Origin of the sequence: Paracoccus sp. NSM, from assembly GCF_052379855.1 — a bacterium.
Taxonomy (GTDB): Bacteria; Pseudomonadota; Alphaproteobacteria; order Rhodobacterales; family Rhodobacteraceae; genus Paracoccus.
Genome location: NZ_JBQTCG010000001.1, coordinates 620,050 through 637,569, shown reverse-complemented (window position 1 = coordinate 637,569; position 17,520 = coordinate 620,050). Strand labels below are relative to the sequence as shown.

Genomic DNA, 17,520 nt, shown 5'->3' with positions numbered 1-17,520 from the left:
GTGCTGGCAACCTCCCCTTGGCGTCTGGCTTGTCACACAGGTAATACGCATGCTGGCGCGGGGCAATCGTGACGCGGGGACGAAATCGGCCGAAATCGGCGCGGGGGCGCGGGCGCAGTCTTGCATTGACGCGGGATTTGGGGTCACGATACGGCAACTCGGGTCAGCGCCCCTGCCATCCAGATGGCGGGGGCGTTGGCTTGAAGCCCGAATGACACCAGAACCCGCAAGGGGCGCATCCCGCAAAAGGACAGGGCAGCGATGGACAAGATACCGATGACCCGCCGGGGCTTTCAGACGCTGGAAGCGGAGCTGGGCGAGCTGAAATCCAAGGAACGTCCCGCCATCATCCGCGCCATCGCCGAGGCGCGCGAACATGGCGACCTGTCCGAGAACGCCGAATACCACGCCGCGCGGGAAAAGCAGGGCTTCATCGAGGGCCGGATCAAGGAACTGGAATCCATCCTGTCGCGCGCCGAGGTCTTTGACCCCGCGCGACTGTCGGGCAGCGTCAAGTTCGGCGCCACCGTCGATCTGATCGACGAGGATACCGAGGAAGAGCGCAGCTATCAGATCGTGGGCGAGGCCGAGGCCGACATCGAACGCGGACTGCTGAACGTCCGTTCGCCCCTGGCGCGCGCGCTAATCGGCAAGGACGAGGGCGACAGCGTCGAGGTCACCACGCCCGGCGGCCAGCGCAGCTACGAGATCCTTCGCATCCGGTACGAGTGACCCATGACCCTTGCAGCCCGCCTTGCCAGCCTTGCGCGCCGCGACGCCCTGACCGGGGTCGGCCTTGCGCTGTCGGGCGCGTGGCTGCTGCTGGTCGCGCTGTTCTGGCTGCTTGGCCCCCCGGCCGAGGCAGAGAGGGGCGGCGTCGCGCGGCTTGTGTCGGCCTTTGGCGTGGTGCTGCCGCTGGCTCTGGTCTGGATGGGGGTCGCCATGGCCCGCGCGCTGGCCCTGCTGCGCGCCGAGGCCGCCGATCTGCGCCGCCAGCTTGACGCGATGCGGCCCGAGGGCGAGGGGGCCGTTTCATCCGGGCGACCGGCCGAGCCGCAACCCGAACCGGCATCGGCCCAGCCCCGGCCGCGCCCTCGCCCGACGGGCGATCAGCGGCAGGCCGCGATGCGCTTTGATGCGCCGCCCTCGCAGCCGGTCGATGCGGGAACGCTGATCCGGGCGCTGAACTTTCCCGACGGCCCCGAGGATCACGACGCGATCGAGGCGCTGCGGGCCGCGCTGCGCGATCAGGACAATTCCCGCGTGCTGCGCGCGGCGCAGGATGTCGTGACACTGCTGGCGGGGCGCGACGTCTACATGGACATGCTGCCCCCCGCGTCAGCCCCCGCCGCCGTCTGGCGCCGCTTTGCCGAGGGCCAGCGCGGCAGCGCCGTGGCGGCGCTTGGCGGGATCGACGATCCCGACGCGTTGCAGACCGCCGCCGCCATGCTGCGCGAGGACGAGGTGTTCCGCGACGCCGCCCACCATTTCCTGCGCCATTTCGACGGGCTTCTGGCGCGGCTGGTGCCGGAACTGGACGATCTGCAGATCGCGGTTCTGGGCGACAGCCGCTCGGGTCGGGCCTTCATGCTGCTGGGGCGCGCGACGGGCAGTTTCGGCTGATCCGGCGGCTTGCCAAGACTTGCGCATCGTGCAACCAACGGGGCCGAGACGCTGAGAGGCGATAGCACGATGTCCCCATCCCCCGAACCTAGGCCCAGCCACAGGCAGGCCGCCCATGACGCGGCCTCGGCCCGGGCCCTGGCGCGCAGCCCGCGTCAGGCATTCTGGCACGGCATCGTGCAATCGCTGCCCTTCCTGATCGTCATCGTCCCCTTCGCGGTGCTGTTCGGCGTGGTCGCGCTGGAGGCCGGGATGGACGTGGCGCAGGTCATGGGCTTTTCGGTGCTGGTCCTTGCGGGCGCGTCCCAGTTCACCGCCGTGCAACTGCTGTCCGACAATGCGCCGGTGATCATCGTGATCCTGTCGGGACTGGCGGTGAACCTGCGGATGGCGATGTATTCGGCATCGCTGGTGCCGTGGCTGGGCAAGGCAAGCCCGGCGCAGCGGGCGGGGCTGGCCTATGTGCTGATCGACCAGACCTATGCGCTGGCGATCCAGCATTACGAACGCCACCCCGCGCTGACGATGCAGCAGCGTCTGGCCTATTTCGCGGGGACGGCGGTTGTGCTGTGTGTGCCCTGGATGATCGGCAGCTGGCTGGGCGCGACGATCGGCCAGGCGATTCCCGACGACATCGCACTGGATTTCGCCATGCCCATCACCTTTATCGCGATGATCGCACCGATGCTGCGGACGGCGGCGCATCTGGCGGCCTGCTTCGTGGCGGTGCTGGCGGCGCTGCTGCTGGCGGGGCTGCCCTCGGGGCTGGGGCTGCTGATCGCGGCACCGCTTGGCATGGCCGCGGGCGCAATCATCGAGACCCTGACCGAAAGGAAAAGCGCATGACATCCGATCACGAGATCTGGGCCGTCATCGTCCTTCTGGGCATCGGGACCTATCTGATCCGCTGGTCCTTTCTAGGCGCGCTTGGCGGGCGGGCGATGGCGGGTTGGGTGCTGCGGTTGCTGCGCTACACGCCGGTCGCGGTGCTGCCCGCGCTGGTCGCGCCCTTGGTCGTCTGGCCCGCCGCGACCGACGGCCAGCCGGACCCCGCCCGCATGGCCGCCGCGCTGGCGACCCTGGGGGTGGGGGTGCTGACACGCAACGTCATGCTGGCCATCCTCGCGGGCGGCGGCACGCTGTTCGGGCTGCTTTACCTTCTGCCCTGAACCGGCCCCATCGCACCGATGATCGTGCCGTCCTGCTGGCGCATCAGCACGTCATGGTTGTTCGCCGGGTCGCCGTCGTAATGGCGGCGCGACTGGACGTTGGGCCGGGCCAGGAACCACCGGCGCAGGCGCAGCGGCGAAAAGGCCACGGGCGCGCTTTCAAAGCCCGGCACACGGCGCAGCACCCGCCCGCATTCGATCGCGCAGAAGCTGCGGCGTCCGGGGCCGTTCTGTTCGGCGCTGCGGATGCCCGCATCGGCGATCTCGCGCGGGACGAACAGCGTCTCTTCGGCCACCCAATAGGTCGAGCGGGCGTGATAATCGATGTAGAAGGCCCGGAAATTGTCCGTGATCCCGTAAAGCACGTCGCCGCGTTCCGGGATGCGCGGATGCTGCCAGCTTCCGGCGGGATCGTAGATCACGCGCTGGCTGCCGTTGAACATCAGCGCCGAATGGCCGCCATCGCCGCGCGGAATGCCGATGACGGTCAGCAACGTGATCGAGGGCGGTTCGTCCGAGACATGGCGCGCGCGGCGCAATTCCTCATCAGTGGCCCAGACGTTCTCGACACCGCAAGCGGCAAGGCCCGCCGGCAGCGCGGCGGCCAGAAAGGCGCGACGTTTCATCAGAACGCGCGCCTCAGGAATTCGCGAGGGCGAGGAAGATCAGCACGACCAGCGACAGGATCGTCACCCAGGTGGCGCCCTTGATGAACCCGGCAAAGGTCTTCTTGTGTTCGGTCAGGTCCATCGTGCCCTGCGTCGTGCCGGGTTTGTTGTCGAGATCGGCCATGTCTGCCCTCCTGCAAGCGTTTGGTTTCCGATAGACCATCAGGGACGACCTGTCACGCCCCCCACAGCACCGCGCCGTCGCTTTCGGCCATGGGGCGGATCACTTCGGCGCGGGCCAGATGGTTCAGATGCGCCACGGCCTCGACCAGGGCCAGCCCGAACTCTGATTCGCCGATGCTACGGCGAAAGAGGATGTCGAAGCACCCCACCGCACTGCGCGGGCCTTCTGCCAGCGCGACCCGCAGACGGTCCAGCGCGGCATGGTGGTTCTGGATCAGCTGCGACAGCCGGAACGGCAGGCCGGTAAAGGGTAGCTTGTGACCCGGCAGCACAAGCTGGTCGTCGCGGGCAAGCCCGGCCAGCCTTTCGCAGCTTTCCAGCCATTCGCCGACCGGGTCGGCCTCGGGTTCGGTCGGATAGACGCCCAGATTGGGCGAGATGCCGGGCAGAAGCTGGTCCCCCCCGATCACGACCGCATCATCCTGCGACCACAGCGTGACATGGCAGGGCGCATGGCCATGCCCCATCGCGACCCGCCAGCGCCGTGCGCCGATGGTCAGCACCTGCCCTTCGGTCAGGCGGGCATAGCCGGGCGGCAGAGGGTGAACCGTATCGGCAAAGTTGAAGGGCCGTTCCTCTGCCCGCCGCGCCAGCAGGTCAGAGGGCATCCCGGCGCGGCGCCAGAAATCCAGCGCCTCGGGGGTGGGGCGGTCCTGTTCGTCCAGAACCAGCATCCGCGCCATCAGCCATGCGGTGCGACTCATGGCCAGTCGCGCGCCGCGCGCCACGAACCAGCCCGCAAGGCCGATATGGTCGGGATGGTGATGCGTGCCGATCACCCGCGTCACCGGGCGTCCGGCCAGAGGCCCCGCCAGCAGCCGTTCCCAGATCGCGCGCGTGCGGCGGCTGTCCATGCCGGTATCGACGATAGTCCAGCCCTCGCCGTCCTCCAGCGCATAGACGTTGACGTGATCCAGCGCCATAGGCAGGGGCAGGCGCATCCACAGGATGCCGGGCGCGACCGTGATGGCCGCGCCCTCGTCCGGAGGCGCCGGAAACGGGGTGCGGATCACGCCGCGAAATCGCCCGCCAGCGCCGCGTCGGCGATGCAGGTCAGATCGTCCAGGCCCGCCAGCGCCTCGGCCAAATCGCCGGTATTGCGCGGCAGGACGCGCAGCATGAACACCCGCGCCAGCGCCCGGTGCGATTCCCCCCCGGCCAGGGCGGCGCGCAGATGGTAATGCCCGCCCAGCACCCGCGCAAAGGCATTGAGGTAAGGCACAGCCCCCGCGAAGCGCGCGTTCAGGTCACGATCCAGCAGGGCCAGCGTCGCCTCGCGCAGGGTCTCGGCGGCCTGCCACAGTTGATGGGCCAGATCGGGATGCGCGGCCTGCGCGGATTTGGCACCGTCCAGCACCTCGTCCAGCAGGCGCATCGCGGCCTCGCCGCCATCCGACAGCTTGCGGCCGACCAGATCCATCGCCTGGATACCGTTCGTCCCCTCGTAGATCGAGGTGATCCGCACATCGCGCAGATATTGCGCCGCGCCGGTTTCCTCGACATAGCCCATGCCGCCATGAACCTGCACGCCCATATCCGCAACACGGATGCCGACATCGGTGCCATAGGCCTTGGCGATCGGCGTCAGAAAGGCCGCGCGGGCCGCCTGATCGGCGTCGCCGGTCGCACGCTCCATGTCGATGGCGGTGGCGCAGGCCAGGCCGATGGCGCGGGCGGCAAAGACCTCGGCCCGGGCGGTGGCCAGCATCCGGCGCACATCGGGGTGCTGGATGATCGGGCCCATCTGGTTGCGGTCATGGGCATAGGCCACGGCCTTCTGCAACGCCGCCTCGGCCACGCCGACGCCCTGCATCCCCACGCCTAGACGCGCGCAGTTCATCATGGTGAACATCGCGGCCATGCCCTTGTTCTCGGCGCCGACCAGCCAGCCGGTGGCACCCTCATAGGACATCACGCAGGTCGGGCTTCCGTGAATGCCCAGCTTGTGCTCCAGGCTGACCACCTTGAGGCTGTTGGCAACGCCGGGATTGCCCTGATCGTCGGGGATCAGCTTGGGCACCATGAACAGACTGATGCCGCGCGTCCCCTTGGGCGCGTCGGGCAGGCGCGCCAGAACCAGATGGCAGACATTCGCGCTCATGTCGCTGTCGCCCCAGGTGATGTAGATCTTCTGCCCGCTGATCCGATAGGTGCCGTCACCCGCAGGCTCGGCCCGCGTCGTCAGGGCACCGACATCGCTGCCCGCGCCGGGCTCGGTCAGGTTCATCGTGCCCGACCATTCGCCGCTGATCAGCTTGGGCAGATACAGCGCCTTCATCGCGTCATCGGCGTGATGCTCCAGCGCCTCGATCTGGCCCTGCGTCAGCAACGGGTTCAGCTGCAACGACAGGCAGGCGCCCGACATCATCTCGGCCACGGCCATGTTCAGCGCCTGCGGCAGGCCCATCCCGCCATAGTCCGGATCGGCCGAGACGCCGATCCAGCCGCCCTCGGCGATGGCGCGGAACCCCTCGGCATAGCCCGGCGAGGACCGCAGCACACCGTTCTCAAGCCGCGCAGGCGTCTGGTCGCCGCCCCAGTTCAGAGGCGCCAGGATGTTCGAGGACAGCTTGCCCGCCTCGTCCAGGATCGCGCTGGCGGTCTCGGGCGTGGCCTCGGCGAAACGCTCGGTCGCCGAGACATCGCGAAACGGCACGACATGGTTCAGGATAAAGTCGATCTGCGTCACCGGCGCCTTGAAGCTCATCTGGTCCCCCCTGCGCCTTGGCTTCCCGGCCCGGCGCGACTATCAACCGCAATCACCGGCCATATTGGTCCGCGAAACCCCACGGCTCAACCGAAACCCCGCGTCACGAATGCAGACCCTGCGCCTGATACCCGACGATGACGGCATCGCCCGCGCGGCAACCCTGCTGGCGCGGGGCGAATGCGTGGCGATCCCGACCGAGACCGTCTACGGCCTCGCCGCCAATGCCCGTGACGGCGCGGCGGTGGCGGGGATCTATCAGGCCAAGGGCAGGCCCAGCTTCAACCCGCTGATCGTGCATGTCCCTGACCTTGCCGCAGCCCAGGCCATCGCAACCCTGCCGCCGCAGGCGCTGACGCTGGCCCGCGCCTTCTGGCCGGGGCCGCTGACGATGGTGCTGCCCTTGCGCGCGGATGCGGGGATCGCCTCGCTGGTGACAGCGGGGCTGGACACGATCGGCCTGCGCGTCCCGGCGCATCCCGTCGCTCAGGCGCTGCTGCGCGCTTCGGGCCTGCCGCTGGCGGCGCCTTCGGCCAATGCCTCGGGCCGGATCAGCCCGACCAATGCCGATCACGTCCTCGCCCCGGACGGAGGCCTCGACGGCCGCATCGCCGCCATCCTCGATGCGGGCCCCTGCGCAGTCGGCCTCGAATCCACGATCATCGGCTGGCCCGAGGGCTGCGCCACCCTCCTGCGCCCCGGCGGCATCCCGGCCGAACGGATCGAAGCCGCCCTCGGCCAGCCCCTCGCCCGCCACCAGGCCGACCCCGCTGCCCCGAACGCCCCGGGCCAACTGACCAGCCACTATGCCCCGAACGCGCCCCTGCGGCTGAACGCCGAACCCCACCCCGGCGAGACGCATCTCGCCTTCGGCACGCCCGGCCCGCTGACCCTCTCGGCCAGCGGAGACCTGACCGAGGCCGCCGCGCGCCTTTTCGACCTTTTGCGCCGCGCCGACGCGCTCGGACGCCCGATCTCGGTCGCGCCGATCCCCGAACACGGCCTCGGACAGGCGATCAACGACCGCTTGCGCCGCGCCGCCGCTCCCCGCCCGACCGCCTGATCCTTCTTCTTCAGAAAAATATCCCGGGGGGAGTCCGCAGGACGGGGGGCAGCGCCCCCCTTTGCTACGTCGCCTTTCTACAGCCCCAACGAATTGTAGACGTTTGAAATCCGCCGGATCGCCACAACATAGGCCGCAGTCCGCATGTCGGTGACGCGCGGATTGTTGACCCAGACCTCCTTCATCTTCTGGAACGAGGTCCGCATCGTGTCGTCCAGACCCGAACGCACCAGCTCCAACTCGTCCGCGCCGGTCAGGAAGCTCTCCTTGAACCCCTTGGACAGCGTCCAGTTCAGGCCGGTATCGGCCGACAGCCGCTCCAGTTCCTCGACCAGCATGCGCGCGCGGGCCTCCTCGTGGCGGCGCTCAAGGCGGCCAAGGCTGATTTGCGACAGGTTCTTGACCCACTCGAAATAGGACACGGTCACGCCGCCAGCGTTGGCATACATGTCGGGGATGATCACCACGCCCTTGTCGCGCAGGATCTCGTCGGCATCGGCAGTGACGGGACCGTTCGCGGCCTCGATGATCAGGCGGCACTTGATGCGGGGGGCATTGTCGCCGTCGATCACGCTTTCCACCGCCGCCGGGATGAGGATGTCGCACTCATCCTCCAAGGCCCGCAGACCGTCCTCGCTGAAATCGCCGCCCGCGAAACCCTTGACCCCGCCGGTCGCCCGGATATGGCCGCGCAGCGCGTCGATGTTGATGCCCTGCGGGTTGCGGATCACGCCGTCGCGCTCGATCACGCAGGTCACAAGCGCATGATCCTCGGCCGACAGGAACTGAGCGGCGTGATAACCCACATTGCCCAGACCCTGCACGATCACCCGCTTGCCCGCGAGCGTGCCCGTCAGCCCGGACTTGGCCATCACGTCGTCATGGCGGAAGAACTCGCGCAGCGCGTATTGCACGCCGCGGCCCGTCGCCTCGACCCGGCCGTCGATCCCGCCCGCGGTGCGCGGCTTGCCGGTGACGCAGGCCTTGGCGTTGATGTCGTCGGGATGCAACCGCTTGTAGGCATCGGCCATCCAGGCCATCTCGCGTTCGCCCGTGCCCATGTCTGGCGCCGGCACGTTCTGGCTGGGCGAGATCAGGTTGCGGCGCGACAGCTCGTAGGTGAAGCGGCGGGTGATCCGCTCAAGCTCCTCCTCGTTCCAGGCGCGCGGATCGATGCACAGCCCGCCCTTCGAGCCGCCGAACGGCACTTCGACCAGCGCGCATTTATAGGTCATCAGCGCGGCCAGCGCCTCGACCTCGTCCTGATTCACGTCCAGCGAATAGCGGATGCCGCCCTTCACGGGCTCCATATGCTCGGAATGGACGGACCGATAGCCGGTGAAGGTGTGGATCTGGCCGCGCAGCCGCACACCGAACCTTACGACATAGGTCGAATTGCAAACCCGGATCTTTTCTTCCAGCCCCGGTGCCAGCTCCATGAGGCTGGCGGCATGAGAGAACATGCGATCCACCGAGTCTCGAAAGGATGTCTTTGTGACGGCCATGGAATTTTCCTTGCTGATCAGGGCGCCGGCATGCGCCCAAGCGTCAAGTTATGCCAGCTGCGCCGGTCCTGCCACAGTTTTAAGCAAACAATAACAGAACGATTTCGTTCAACGATTGCAACAATCGGATGGGTTCGCCCGTATGTCTGCCGGGGCAGACAAATGCAGACATTCAAATTTCTTGTCGGACCGTAACTATTTATGAACTGCAATCGGGCCACAACGTATTAGAGGCAACGAGCCGCTTTTTTGACCTGAAGCGGTTTCAAAGGGTAACATGACGTCATGAGAGACAGAAACACCATCAACCGGGGACGCAAGTTCGACCAGGTGCGCGACGGAGCATCCGACGTCTTCCTGCACGACGGCTATGCGGGCGCCAGCGTCGACGACATCGCGCGGGCCGCGCGCGTGTCCAAGGCTACGCTCTACAGCTACTTTCCGGACAAGAAACTGATGTTTCAGGAAGTGATCCAGGCTGCGATGGTGCAGGCCTTCGCCGAGTCCCCTGTTGTGGCGGCGCAGGGCGCGCCCATCGATCCCGGCCTGCGCGAGATGCTGATCCATATCGGCCTGTGGCTCATCAAGCCGCAGCACCTGCGCCTTCAGCGCGTCCTGATGGCGGAAGCGGAACGGTTTCCGGGCTTGCTGCAATCCTATCGCCGCCAGTTGGACGATTCGATCATGGCCCCCCTCACCGCCGAGTTCGAGGCGTGGCGCGATGCGGGTCAACTCCGCAGCGATGATTGCGGCCAGCTGGCGCGGCAGACTTTCAGCCTGCTGGCGGGCAGCCTGCATCTGGTCTCGCTGCCCGACCGCAACGGCAGCATCATCGAGGACCCCGTGGCCGAACTGGCCGGCGAGACATCGCAGTTGGTGCGCCTCGCCTATGGCACGCGCGCAGGCTGAGCTTGTCGCCGGAAGGACATGATGAAAACGTGATCGCGCCGGCGGCTTCTCAAGCCCCGTGGTGCGGCCTAGCATGACGTCAAACGGCGCCGGACGAACCGGCACCCGAGGGGAGCAGACCCGATGACAAGATCCACCGTTCTCGCCATGGCGCTGCCGATGGTCCTTGCGGGCTGCGCGCTGCCTGCAAGCCGGATGCCGCCCACGGCCGCGGGGCCGCAACCGGCCTTCGGGACCCCCATGATGCAGGCGCCCGCATCCCCTGCCGCGATGCCCGCCGCCCAACCGGGCTTCGGCCAGCCTGCAATCGCCTCACAGCCCGCCTTCGGCCAACCCGCCATGATGCCCCAACCCGCGCCCGGCTCGGCGCCCTGGACCACGCCCGTGGTGGCCGGGCTGCCCTCCTCGTCCGAACCGCCGCCCCCCGCCGCGCGCGGCATCGCCGGGCTCGAGGAACGCAAGCCCGATCTCTGCGGCAATGCGCGCCATGCCTCGGCCATCGGCCAACCCGCCAGCATCATTCCGACACTCGGCATCACGCGCAGCTACCGCGTCGTCGAATATCGCGGGATCGAGCCGCAGGAATACGTGCCCGACCGCATGGTGTTCCGGCTCGACTCCATGGGCAACATCTCGAACATCGATTGTGGGTGACATCATGACCAGGACTGCCCTTCTGACCGCCCTCGCCTCGGCTGCACTGCTGGCGGCCTGCGAGCCGCTTCCTGTGACCGAGCCTCCTGCCGCCGACCAATGCGGCGCCGAAGGGTATCAGGGCCTCGTCGGCCAGCCCCGCAGCGTGCTGGCGCAAATGACCTTCCCCATCGGCACCCGCACGATCGGCCCCGACGACGCCGTCACCGCCGATTTCCGCCCCGACCGTCTGAACATCGAATACGGCCGCAACGACCGCATCGAAAAGGTCAGCTGCTACTGACGGACAGGCGCCCCCCGGGGCGCCTTTTTCGCCATTGCCATGCGCCGGGGGCGGTGTCACCATTCCGTCATGTCCCAGGCCTTCCAGCCCCCGACCCAGACGGGCCAGCCCGACCGCGTGACCTTCGACCGGCGCGAACTGGCGCTGATCCTCTCGACCTATGGCCGCTTCGTGGCCGCGGGCGAATGGCGCGATTACGGGATGTCATTCCTCCGCGACGTGGCGGTGTTCAGCGTCTTCCGCCGCGCCGCCGAAAACCCGCTCTACCGGATCGAGAAACGGCCCCGTCTGCGCGCGGGCCAGGGCGCCTATGCGGTGATAGGCATGGACGGACAGATCCTCAAGCGCGGCCATGATCTGGCCCAGGTGCTGCGCGTCCTCGACCGCAAGCTGATCCGCGCGCTGGACTAGGTCCCGCGCGGCTTGGCCCGCAAAGTCGGGTCCGCGGCCGAGGGGTCCTCGGGCCAGGGATGGCGCGGATAGCGCCCGCGCATGTCCTTCCTGACATCGGCATAGGAACTGGCCCAGAAACCGGGCAGGTCCATCGTCACCTGAACCGGCTTGCCCCCCGGCGACAACAGCGTGATCCGCAAAGGCCGCCCGCCCACGACCGGATGCCGCGTCACGCCGAACAGCTCCTGCAGGCGCAGCGCGATGCCCGGCTCGTCGCCATCGTAATCGATGGGCACCCGCCGCCCGAGGGGGGTCACGAAATGCGCCGGCACCTCGCGGTCCAGCCGGGCCTGCCCCTCCCAGCCCAGCCGCGCCTTCAGCGGCTCGACCAGATCCAGGCCGCGCAGATCGGCCAGGACCCGGACGCGCCCCAGCCAGGGCAGCAACCAGGCGCCATCCTCCAGCAGCGCGGCATCGTCCACCGGCCCCAGATCCGGCAGCAACGCCATCCGCGCCCGCAGCCGCGCGGCGGCAGGCGACCAGCGCAAGCCGTCCAGCCGCAACCCTTCCAGCGCGGCCTCGGCGACGGCAGCCTCGCCCGCCTCGGGCCAGGGCCTGTCTGACAGGACCAGCGCGCCAAGCCGCTCCTGCCGCCTCGCCTCCACGCGCCCCTCGCGGCGCGACCAGCGGCAGAACTCCACCACCGCGATCCGCCCGCCATGCAGGGCACGCAACGCCTCCTCGTCCAGCCGGGCGGCCAGCCGGACCCGCGCCTCGCGCTGATCCCCGTCCAGATCCAGCGCCACGATGAACCGCGCCGATCCCATCTCGTCGCCCAAGGGCAGGACCGCCCCTTTGCCGCCGGACAAGACGTGACGCGGCTCGTCGCCGGGGCGCCGCTGCCCGATCCGGTCGGGATAGGCCAAAGACGCCATCTCGCCCGCCCCCAGCCTGCCTTTGCCTTGGTTCAAATATCCCGGGGGGTCCGGGGGGCTGGCCCCCCGGCCATCGCGGGACGCAACAAGCCGCCGCAGCCTCGTGGCCTCCTGCCGCAGCCGGGCGATGGCCGCACGGTTCACCTCATAGGGATAGCGCGCGGCGAAACGGTCGGGGTCGCCCATCGCCTCCAGCCGCAGCGCCAGATCGACAGGGGCGCCGCGCAGCGGGTCGCGATCCGACATCAGCGCCGCGATGGGCGCGGCCTCCTCGCCCGCCACGACCAGCATATGCGCCAACCGAGGATGCAGAGGCAGCCGCAGCAAGGCGCGACCATGCGCCGTGATCCGCCCCGGCCCGTCCAGCGCCCCGAGGCCCGCCAGCAGGGCGCGCGCCTCGGCCAGGGCGCCCTCGGGCGGCGGGGTCAGAAAGGCCAGATCCCCCGGCTCAGCCCCCCAGGCGGCCAGTTCCAGCGCCAGACCGGCCAGATCGGTTCCCTGAATCTCGGGCGGGGCAAAGGCGGGAAAGCCCCCCTCCTCGGCCCGCGCCCAGAGCCTGTAGCAGATCCCCGGCGCGACCCGACCCGCCCGGCCCCGGCGCTGTTCGGCCTCGGCGCGGCTGACGCGCTCCGTCACCAGACGCGACATGCCGCTGGCCGGATCGAACCGCGCCCGCCGCGCGCGCCCGGCATCGACCACGACCCGCACCTGCGGGATCGTCAGCGATGTCTCGGCGATCGAGGTCGCCAGCACGATCCGCCGCACCGCACCCGGCGGCGCCAGCGCCACCCGCTGCGCCTTGGCGTCCATCGCGCCGAACAGCGCCAGCACCTCGCAGCCCGAGGCGCCCAGCATCCCCTGCATGCGACGGATCTCGCCCTCGCCGGGCAGGAAGGCCAGGATCGTGCCGCCTGTGTCGCGCGTCTCGGCCTCGGCGCGCAGGATCAGGCGCGCGGCCTCGTCCACCAGCCGCACCCCTGCGGGCAGGGGGCGATCCAGCCAGCGCGTCTCGACCGGAAAGGCCCGGCCCTCCGAGGTCACGACCGGCGCATCGTCCAGCAGCGCCGCGACCGGCCCGGCATCCAGCGTGGCCGACATGACCAGCACGGCCAGATCGTCGCGCAAGGCCGCCCGCGCCTCCCAGACCAGCGCAAGGCCCAGGTCTGCGTTCAGGCTGCGTTCGTGGAATTCGTCGAAGATGACGCAGCCGATCCCCTCCAGCGAGGGGTCGGACTGGATCATCCGCGTCAGGATGCCCTCGGTCACGACCTCGATCCGGCTGCCGGGCACCGCCTCGCCCCGGATGCGATAACCCACCTGTCGGCCCAGAGCTTCGCCCAGGGTCTCGGCCATCCGTTCGGCGGCGGCGCGGGCGGCCAGGCGGCGCGGCTCCAGCATCAGGATGCGGCCGCGGACCTGCCCCATCAGCGCCAGGGGCACACGCGTCGTCTTGCCCGCGCCGGGCGGCGCGACCAGCACGGCTCGGCCATGGCGGGCCAGCGCGTCCAGCAGCGCGGGAAGGGCGTCGTCGATGGGCAGGGCGTCATTCATGCCCGCGTGATAGCCGCAAGAGGCCGCACCGCACAATCGCAACCCCGATTGACAGGACCCAGACCGAGGCGCAGCGTGCCCGGGTATTTCGTGCGAGGTTCCGCGATGGAGTTTCTTTTGCTGCTTTTCCCCCTCGGGTTCCTGGCCTTGATGGAAACCGCATCAGGGCCGCATGACGAACCAGAGCCCGAACCGGAACCTGAACCCGAGATGCCCGAACCCGGAACGCCCGAATGGTGGGCCACGGGCGAGGTCGTCACACTGGCAGATGACGGGGGGCGGATCGATATCGACGACCCGCAGTTTTCGGGCCGCATCCAGGGCGGGGCCGGCAATGACGGCATCGGCGTCGCCACCGATCCGGGCGGAGACCGCGATTTCCGCTTTCAGCCCCACGATTACGGGGTAGGCGCCGAGGATGACAGCGGAGAGGTCGCGTTCTACGACCCCGAGACCGGTCTGATCGGCAACGGTCCGCTGACCTCGCCGGTGTTCCGCGGCCTGACCCAGATCGAGGGCGGGGCGGGCGACGACACGATCACCGCCGCAGGGTCGGGCATGTGGATCGACGGCGGCGCGGGTGCGGATTTTCTGGACCTGCGCGGCTTGCGCAATGCCTTTGTCCGGGCGGGCGACGGGGATGTGATCCTGGGCAGCGACATCGATACCGGCAGATACGGCGACAGGGTGCAGGTCCTGGGCGACGGCGCGGTGACCTTCCGGGCGGGGACGGCCAATGCCCATGTGGAGGTGTCCGGTGCGGCGACGCTGACCGGCGGGGCGGGCGACGACACGCTTGCAGCGGGCGACGATGGCTCTGTGATCCGGGGCGGGGCGGGCAATGACAGGCTATACGGCAATTACGCCCCCCGGCCATGGATCGAGTTCACCAACGACCTGGGCTTTGGCGACTTTGTCGGCGGCGGCAGCGCGATCCTCGACGGGGACGAAGGCAACGATCATATCCGGTTCGATCTGGCCGACACCGTTACGGGCGGCCCGGGCGAGGACATCCTGCACGGCTTTCTGGATGCGGACGGACTGCTGGACTGGCTGGGCACGGGCCATGTGGCGGTCGTGACCGATTTCGACCCCGCCGAGGATCTGGTCAGCATCACCGTCCCAAGCCTTGACCCCGACCACCCCACGGGCGGCATCAGCGTGGATGAGCAGGACGGCAACACGACCCTGATGAAGGATGGTCAGCCGTTCCTGCGGCTTGAGGGCGTGACCGGACTGTCAGGCGTGATCGAGATCGAGAGGCCCGAGCCGGGGGCCTCAGGCGATATCCGCCTGGTCGATCTGGAAGGGAACCCCCATCCCGGCCCCTTGTCAGGCCAGAGCTTCGCGATCCGCGCGTTCTGAAACCGGCAAGGATCGCCGCTACACAATCGCGATCCGAGAACCTATCTTCCCCCTGACGCGTTCAGCGGGACCAAGAACGAAACCGAAGGGCAGGCATGGGCATCGGCAGCGACGTGATCGAGGGGCTGGGTCTGTCCGACCCGGTTCTGCGCCTTGGCGTCACCGGCCTGTCGCGGGCGGGCAAGACGGTTTTCATCACCTCGCTGGTGGCGAACCTTCTGGAACGCGGGCGGATGCACGGCCTGCGCGCCGCCGCCGATGGGCGCCTGCGCGCGGTCTGGCTGCAGCCGCAGCCCGACGATACGATCCCGCGCTTTGATTACGAACGTCATCTGGCGGCTCTGACCGGCCCTCGGCCGCACTGGCCCGACGGGACGCGGCATGTCAGCCAGCTGCGCCTGTCGATGCGGCTTGAGGGGGGCGGCTTCTTCGGCATGCGCGGGGCGCGCAACCTGCATCTGGACATCGTGGATTACCCCGGCGAGTGGCTTCTGGACCTGCGCCTGATGGAGCGCGACTTCGCCCAATGGTCCGACGAGGTTCTGGACCGCATGCCGGGCCGGCCCGGCGCCGACGGCTTCGCCGCCGCGCTGGCCGCGCTGAACTCCGATGCGAAGATGACCGAGCCCGTGGCCCTGTCCCTGGCCGAGACCTATTCCGAGCATCTGGCCCGCGCGCGGGCGGCGGGGTGGTCCGATTGTACGCCGGGCCGCTTCCTCATCCCCGGAGAACTGGCCGGATCGCCCGCCCTGACCTTCGCACCCCTGCCCGCCCCCCTGCGCGATGGCCCCTTGGGACGAGAGTTCCGTCGCCGCTTCGACGCTTACAAATCCCGCGTCGTCAGGCCGTTTTTCCGCGAGCATTTCGCCCGGATCGACAGGCAGGTCGTGCTGGTCGATGTGCTGGGTGCGATCCATCGCGGCCCGGCCGCGGTCGAGGACATGCGCCGCGCCATGGCCGATGTGCTGACCGCGTTCCGGCCCGGCCGGGCGGGCTGGCTGGCGCAGCTTCTGGGCACGCGGCGGGTCGAACGGATCCTCTTTGCCGCGACCAAGGCCGACCACCTGCACCACATGCAGCATCCCGCGCTGACGGCGATCCTGACCGGCATGCTGCGCGAGGCCCGCGACCGGGCCGATTTCCAGGGCGCCCGGACCGAGGCGATGTCCCTTGCCGCCCTGCGCGCCACGACCGAGGACATGATCCGCCAGAACGGCGAAGACCTGCCTGCGGTGCGCGGCTGGCTGGCCGACGGGCGGCAGGCGGCGCTTTATCCGGGTGAATTGCCGACCGATCCCGGCGCCTTGCTTCACCCCGCGCGGCAGGGCGCCGATGCCTGGCTTGATGGCGATTACGCGATCATGGATTTCGCCCCCGCGCCCCTGACGCTGCGCCCCGGCGACGGGCCGCCCCATATCCGGCTGGACCGCGCCGCCGAATTCCTGATCGGAGACCGCCTGTGACCGAGGATAATCCCCGCCGACGCGCCCCGGTCGTGATCACCCTGACAGACGAGGCCGACCGCCCCGGCCCCGCCGAGGCTCCGCCCATCGACCAGCCCGACGCCCTGCCCAGCCCGCGCGCCATGCAGATGGCGGTGCGGATCGCCGCCGCGCGGCCCTCGCGGCTGACGCGGGCCTTTCTGGGGCTGGGCCTGTCTCTGCTGGTGTTTCTGCTGTCGGTCGCGGCGCTGGATTTCATCACCCGGATGCTGTCGGTCTATCCCCTGCTGGGCTGGGTCGCGACCGTGCTTTTCGCGGGCTTCACGCTGGCGGCGATCGGGATGGCGCTGCGCGAATGGTGGGGCTGGCGCCGGTTCCGCCGGATCGACGCGATCCAGCGTCAGGCCGCCGCCGCCCTGTCCGAGGCCGATTTCGCCGCCGCCCGCCGCACGACCGACGCGCTGGTCGCGCTTTACGCATCGCGCCCCGAGATGGAATGGCAGCGCCAGCGTCTGGCCGAGCGGCGCGGCGACAGCTTCGACGCCGCCGCACTGCTGGGTCTGGCCGAGGCCGAACTGCTGGCCCCCCTTGACCAGCAGGCCCGGCGCGAGATCGAGGCCGCCGCCCGCACCGTCGCCGCCACGACAGCGCTGGTTCCGCTGGCGCTGGCCGATGTCGCGGCGGCCCTGGCTGCGAACATGCGGATGATCCGGCGCATGGCGCAGATCTATGGCGGGCGCGCGGGCACGGTGGGGGGCTGGCGGCTGGCGCGCACCGTGGTCACGCACCTGATCGCCACCGGCGCGGTAGCGGCGGGCGACGATCTGATCCAGACCGTCGCGGGGGGCGGCGTGCTGGCCAAGCTGTCGCGCCGCTTTGGCGAGGGGCTTGTGAACGGCGCCCTGACCGCCCGCGTGGGCATCGCCGCGATGGAGGTCTGCCGCCCCCTGCCCTTCATGACGCAGCCGCGCCCCAAAGTGGGCAAACTGCTCAGCCGGGGCCTGCGCGGCCTTTTCGGCAGCGACGAGGACGCCGCGCGCGGGGCTTGACCCGCCCCGCCCGGCGCCCCT

18 protein-coding genes are annotated in these 17,520 nt (G+C 69.3%); 12 read left to right on the top strand and 6 right to left on the bottom strand.

Going from position 1 to position 17,520, the window contains the following annotated elements; all coding sequences use genetic code 11:
- Positions 1–261: 261 nt before the first annotated feature.
- The 4 genes from greA (at position 262) to ACTZWU_RS03055 (ending at position 2,792) form a co-directional block, all read left to right on the top strand.
- On the top strand, positions 262–732 hold the full coding sequence (gene greA / locus ACTZWU_RS03070) for a transcription elongation factor GreA (protein ID WP_444735869.1): 471 nt from the start codon (positions 262–264) through the stop codon (positions 730–732).
- A gap of 3 nt (positions 733–735) precedes the next feature.
- The gene (locus ACTZWU_RS03065) at positions 736–1,623 is read left to right on the top strand and encodes a hypothetical protein (RefSeq protein WP_444735868.1); all 888 of its coding nucleotides are present in this window, start codon (positions 736–738) and stop codon (positions 1,621–1,623) included.
- A 69-nt stretch (positions 1,624–1,692) separates the two neighbouring features.
- Entirely contained in the window at positions 1,693–2,469 is a 777-nt protein-coding gene (locus tag ACTZWU_RS03060; RefSeq protein WP_444735867.1) for an AzlC family ABC transporter permease, read from the top strand.
- Positions 2,466–2,792 carry an AzlD domain-containing protein gene (locus tag ACTZWU_RS03055; protein WP_444735866.1) on the top strand — a complete coding sequence of 109 codons (327 nt, stop codon included), beginning with the start codon at positions 2,466–2,468 and terminating at the stop codon, positions 2,790–2,792. Before ACTZWU_RS03060 ends, ACTZWU_RS03055 begins: the two co-directional genes overlap by 4 nt.
- Here ACTZWU_RS03055 and ACTZWU_RS03050 read toward each other — a convergent pair.
- Genes ACTZWU_RS03050 through ACTZWU_RS03035 form a run of 4 tightly spaced genes read right to left on the bottom strand, consistent with a single transcriptional unit; the run spans position 2,777 to position 6,350 of the window.
- On the bottom strand, positions 2,777–3,418 hold the full coding sequence (locus ACTZWU_RS03050; RefSeq protein WP_444735865.1) for a hypothetical protein: 642 nt from the start codon (positions 3,416–3,418) through the stop codon (positions 2,777–2,779). The genes ACTZWU_RS03055 and ACTZWU_RS03050 overlap by 16 nt on opposite strands.
- A 13-nt stretch (positions 3,419–3,431) precedes the next feature.
- Complete coding sequence (locus ACTZWU_RS03045; RefSeq protein WP_444735864.1) at positions 3,432–3,584, bottom strand: aa3-type cytochrome c oxidase subunit IV; 153 nt, start codon at positions 3,582–3,584, stop codon at positions 3,432–3,434.
- Positions 3,585–3,636: 52 nt separating this feature from the next.
- Positions 3,637–4,656 carry an MBL fold metallo-hydrolase gene (locus ACTZWU_RS03040; protein ID WP_444735863.1) on the bottom strand — a complete coding sequence of 340 codons (1,020 nt, stop codon included), beginning with the start codon at positions 4,654–4,656 and terminating at the stop codon, positions 3,637–3,639.
- A complete protein-coding gene (locus ACTZWU_RS03035; protein ID WP_444735862.1) occupies positions 4,653–6,350 on the bottom strand; it encodes an acyl-CoA dehydrogenase in 1,698 nt (565 codons plus the stop codon). Before ACTZWU_RS03035 ends, ACTZWU_RS03040 begins: the two co-directional genes overlap by 4 nt.
- 109 nt (positions 6,351–6,459) lie before the next feature.
- Here ACTZWU_RS03035 and ACTZWU_RS03030 point away from each other — a divergent pair, with 109 nt between their 5' ends.
- Positions 6,460–7,413, top strand: a complete 954-nt coding sequence (locus tag ACTZWU_RS03030) for an L-threonylcarbamoyladenylate synthase (protein ID WP_444735861.1) — start codon at positions 6,460–6,462, stop codon at positions 7,411–7,413.
- Between the two features lie 77 nt (positions 7,414–7,490).
- Here the strand turns inward: ACTZWU_RS03030 and ACTZWU_RS03025 are convergent, their stop codons facing one another.
- Complete coding sequence (locus tag ACTZWU_RS03025; protein WP_444735860.1) at positions 7,491–8,918, bottom strand: Glu/Leu/Phe/Val family dehydrogenase; 1,428 nt, start codon at positions 8,916–8,918, stop codon at positions 7,491–7,493.
- A 285-nt stretch (positions 8,919–9,203) separates the two neighbouring features.
- On the opposite strand from ACTZWU_RS03025, the gene ACTZWU_RS03020 reads away from it, so the two are divergent.
- The 4 genes from ACTZWU_RS03020 to ACTZWU_RS03005 all read left to right on the top strand — a co-directional run bounded on the left by ACTZWU_RS03020 (position 9,204) and on the right by ACTZWU_RS03005 (position 11,175).
- Complete coding sequence (locus ACTZWU_RS03020) at positions 9,204–9,827, top strand: TetR/AcrR family transcriptional regulator (RefSeq protein WP_444735859.1); 624 nt, start codon at positions 9,204–9,206, stop codon at positions 9,825–9,827.
- A gap of 123 nt (positions 9,828–9,950) precedes the next feature.
- The gene (locus ACTZWU_RS03015) at positions 9,951–10,481 is read left to right on the top strand and encodes a hypothetical protein (protein ID WP_444735858.1); all 531 of its coding nucleotides are present in this window, start codon (positions 9,951–9,953) and stop codon (positions 10,479–10,481) included.
- A gap of 4 nt (positions 10,482–10,485) precedes the next feature.
- Complete coding sequence (locus ACTZWU_RS03010) at positions 10,486–10,764, top strand: I78 family peptidase inhibitor (protein ID WP_444735857.1); 279 nt, start codon at positions 10,486–10,488, stop codon at positions 10,762–10,764.
- A gap of 69 nt (positions 10,765–10,833) precedes the next feature.
- On the top strand, positions 10,834–11,175 hold the full coding sequence (locus ACTZWU_RS03005) for a DUF2794 domain-containing protein (protein WP_444735856.1): 342 nt from the start codon (positions 10,834–10,836) through the stop codon (positions 11,173–11,175).
- Here the strand turns inward: ACTZWU_RS03005 and hrpB are convergent.
- Positions 11,172–13,643, bottom strand: a complete 2,472-nt coding sequence (gene hrpB / locus ACTZWU_RS03000; protein ID WP_444735855.1) for an ATP-dependent helicase HrpB — start codon at positions 13,641–13,643, stop codon at positions 11,172–11,174. The genes ACTZWU_RS03005 and hrpB overlap by 4 nt on opposite strands.
- A 105-nt stretch (positions 13,644–13,748) precedes the next feature.
- Between hrpB and ACTZWU_RS02995 the strand changes: the two genes are divergently transcribed.
- The 3 genes from ACTZWU_RS02995 (at position 13,749) to ACTZWU_RS02985 (ending at position 17,499) form a co-directional block, all read left to right on the top strand.
- Positions 13,749–15,008, top strand: a complete 1,260-nt coding sequence (locus tag ACTZWU_RS02995; protein ID WP_444735854.1) for a calcium-binding protein — start codon at positions 13,749–13,751, stop codon at positions 15,006–15,008.
- A gap of 95 nt (positions 15,009–15,103) precedes the next feature.
- Positions 15,104–16,471, top strand: a complete 1,368-nt coding sequence (locus ACTZWU_RS02990; RefSeq protein WP_444735853.1) for a YcjX family protein — start codon at positions 15,104–15,106, stop codon at positions 16,469–16,471.
- Positions 16,468–17,499, top strand: coding sequence for a YcjF family protein (locus ACTZWU_RS02985; RefSeq protein WP_444735852.1), 1,032 nt, complete (start codon positions 16,468–16,470; stop codon positions 17,497–17,499). The genes ACTZWU_RS02990 and ACTZWU_RS02985 overlap by 4 nt, the downstream gene beginning before the upstream one ends.
- Positions 17,500–17,520 lie beyond the last annotated feature (21 nt).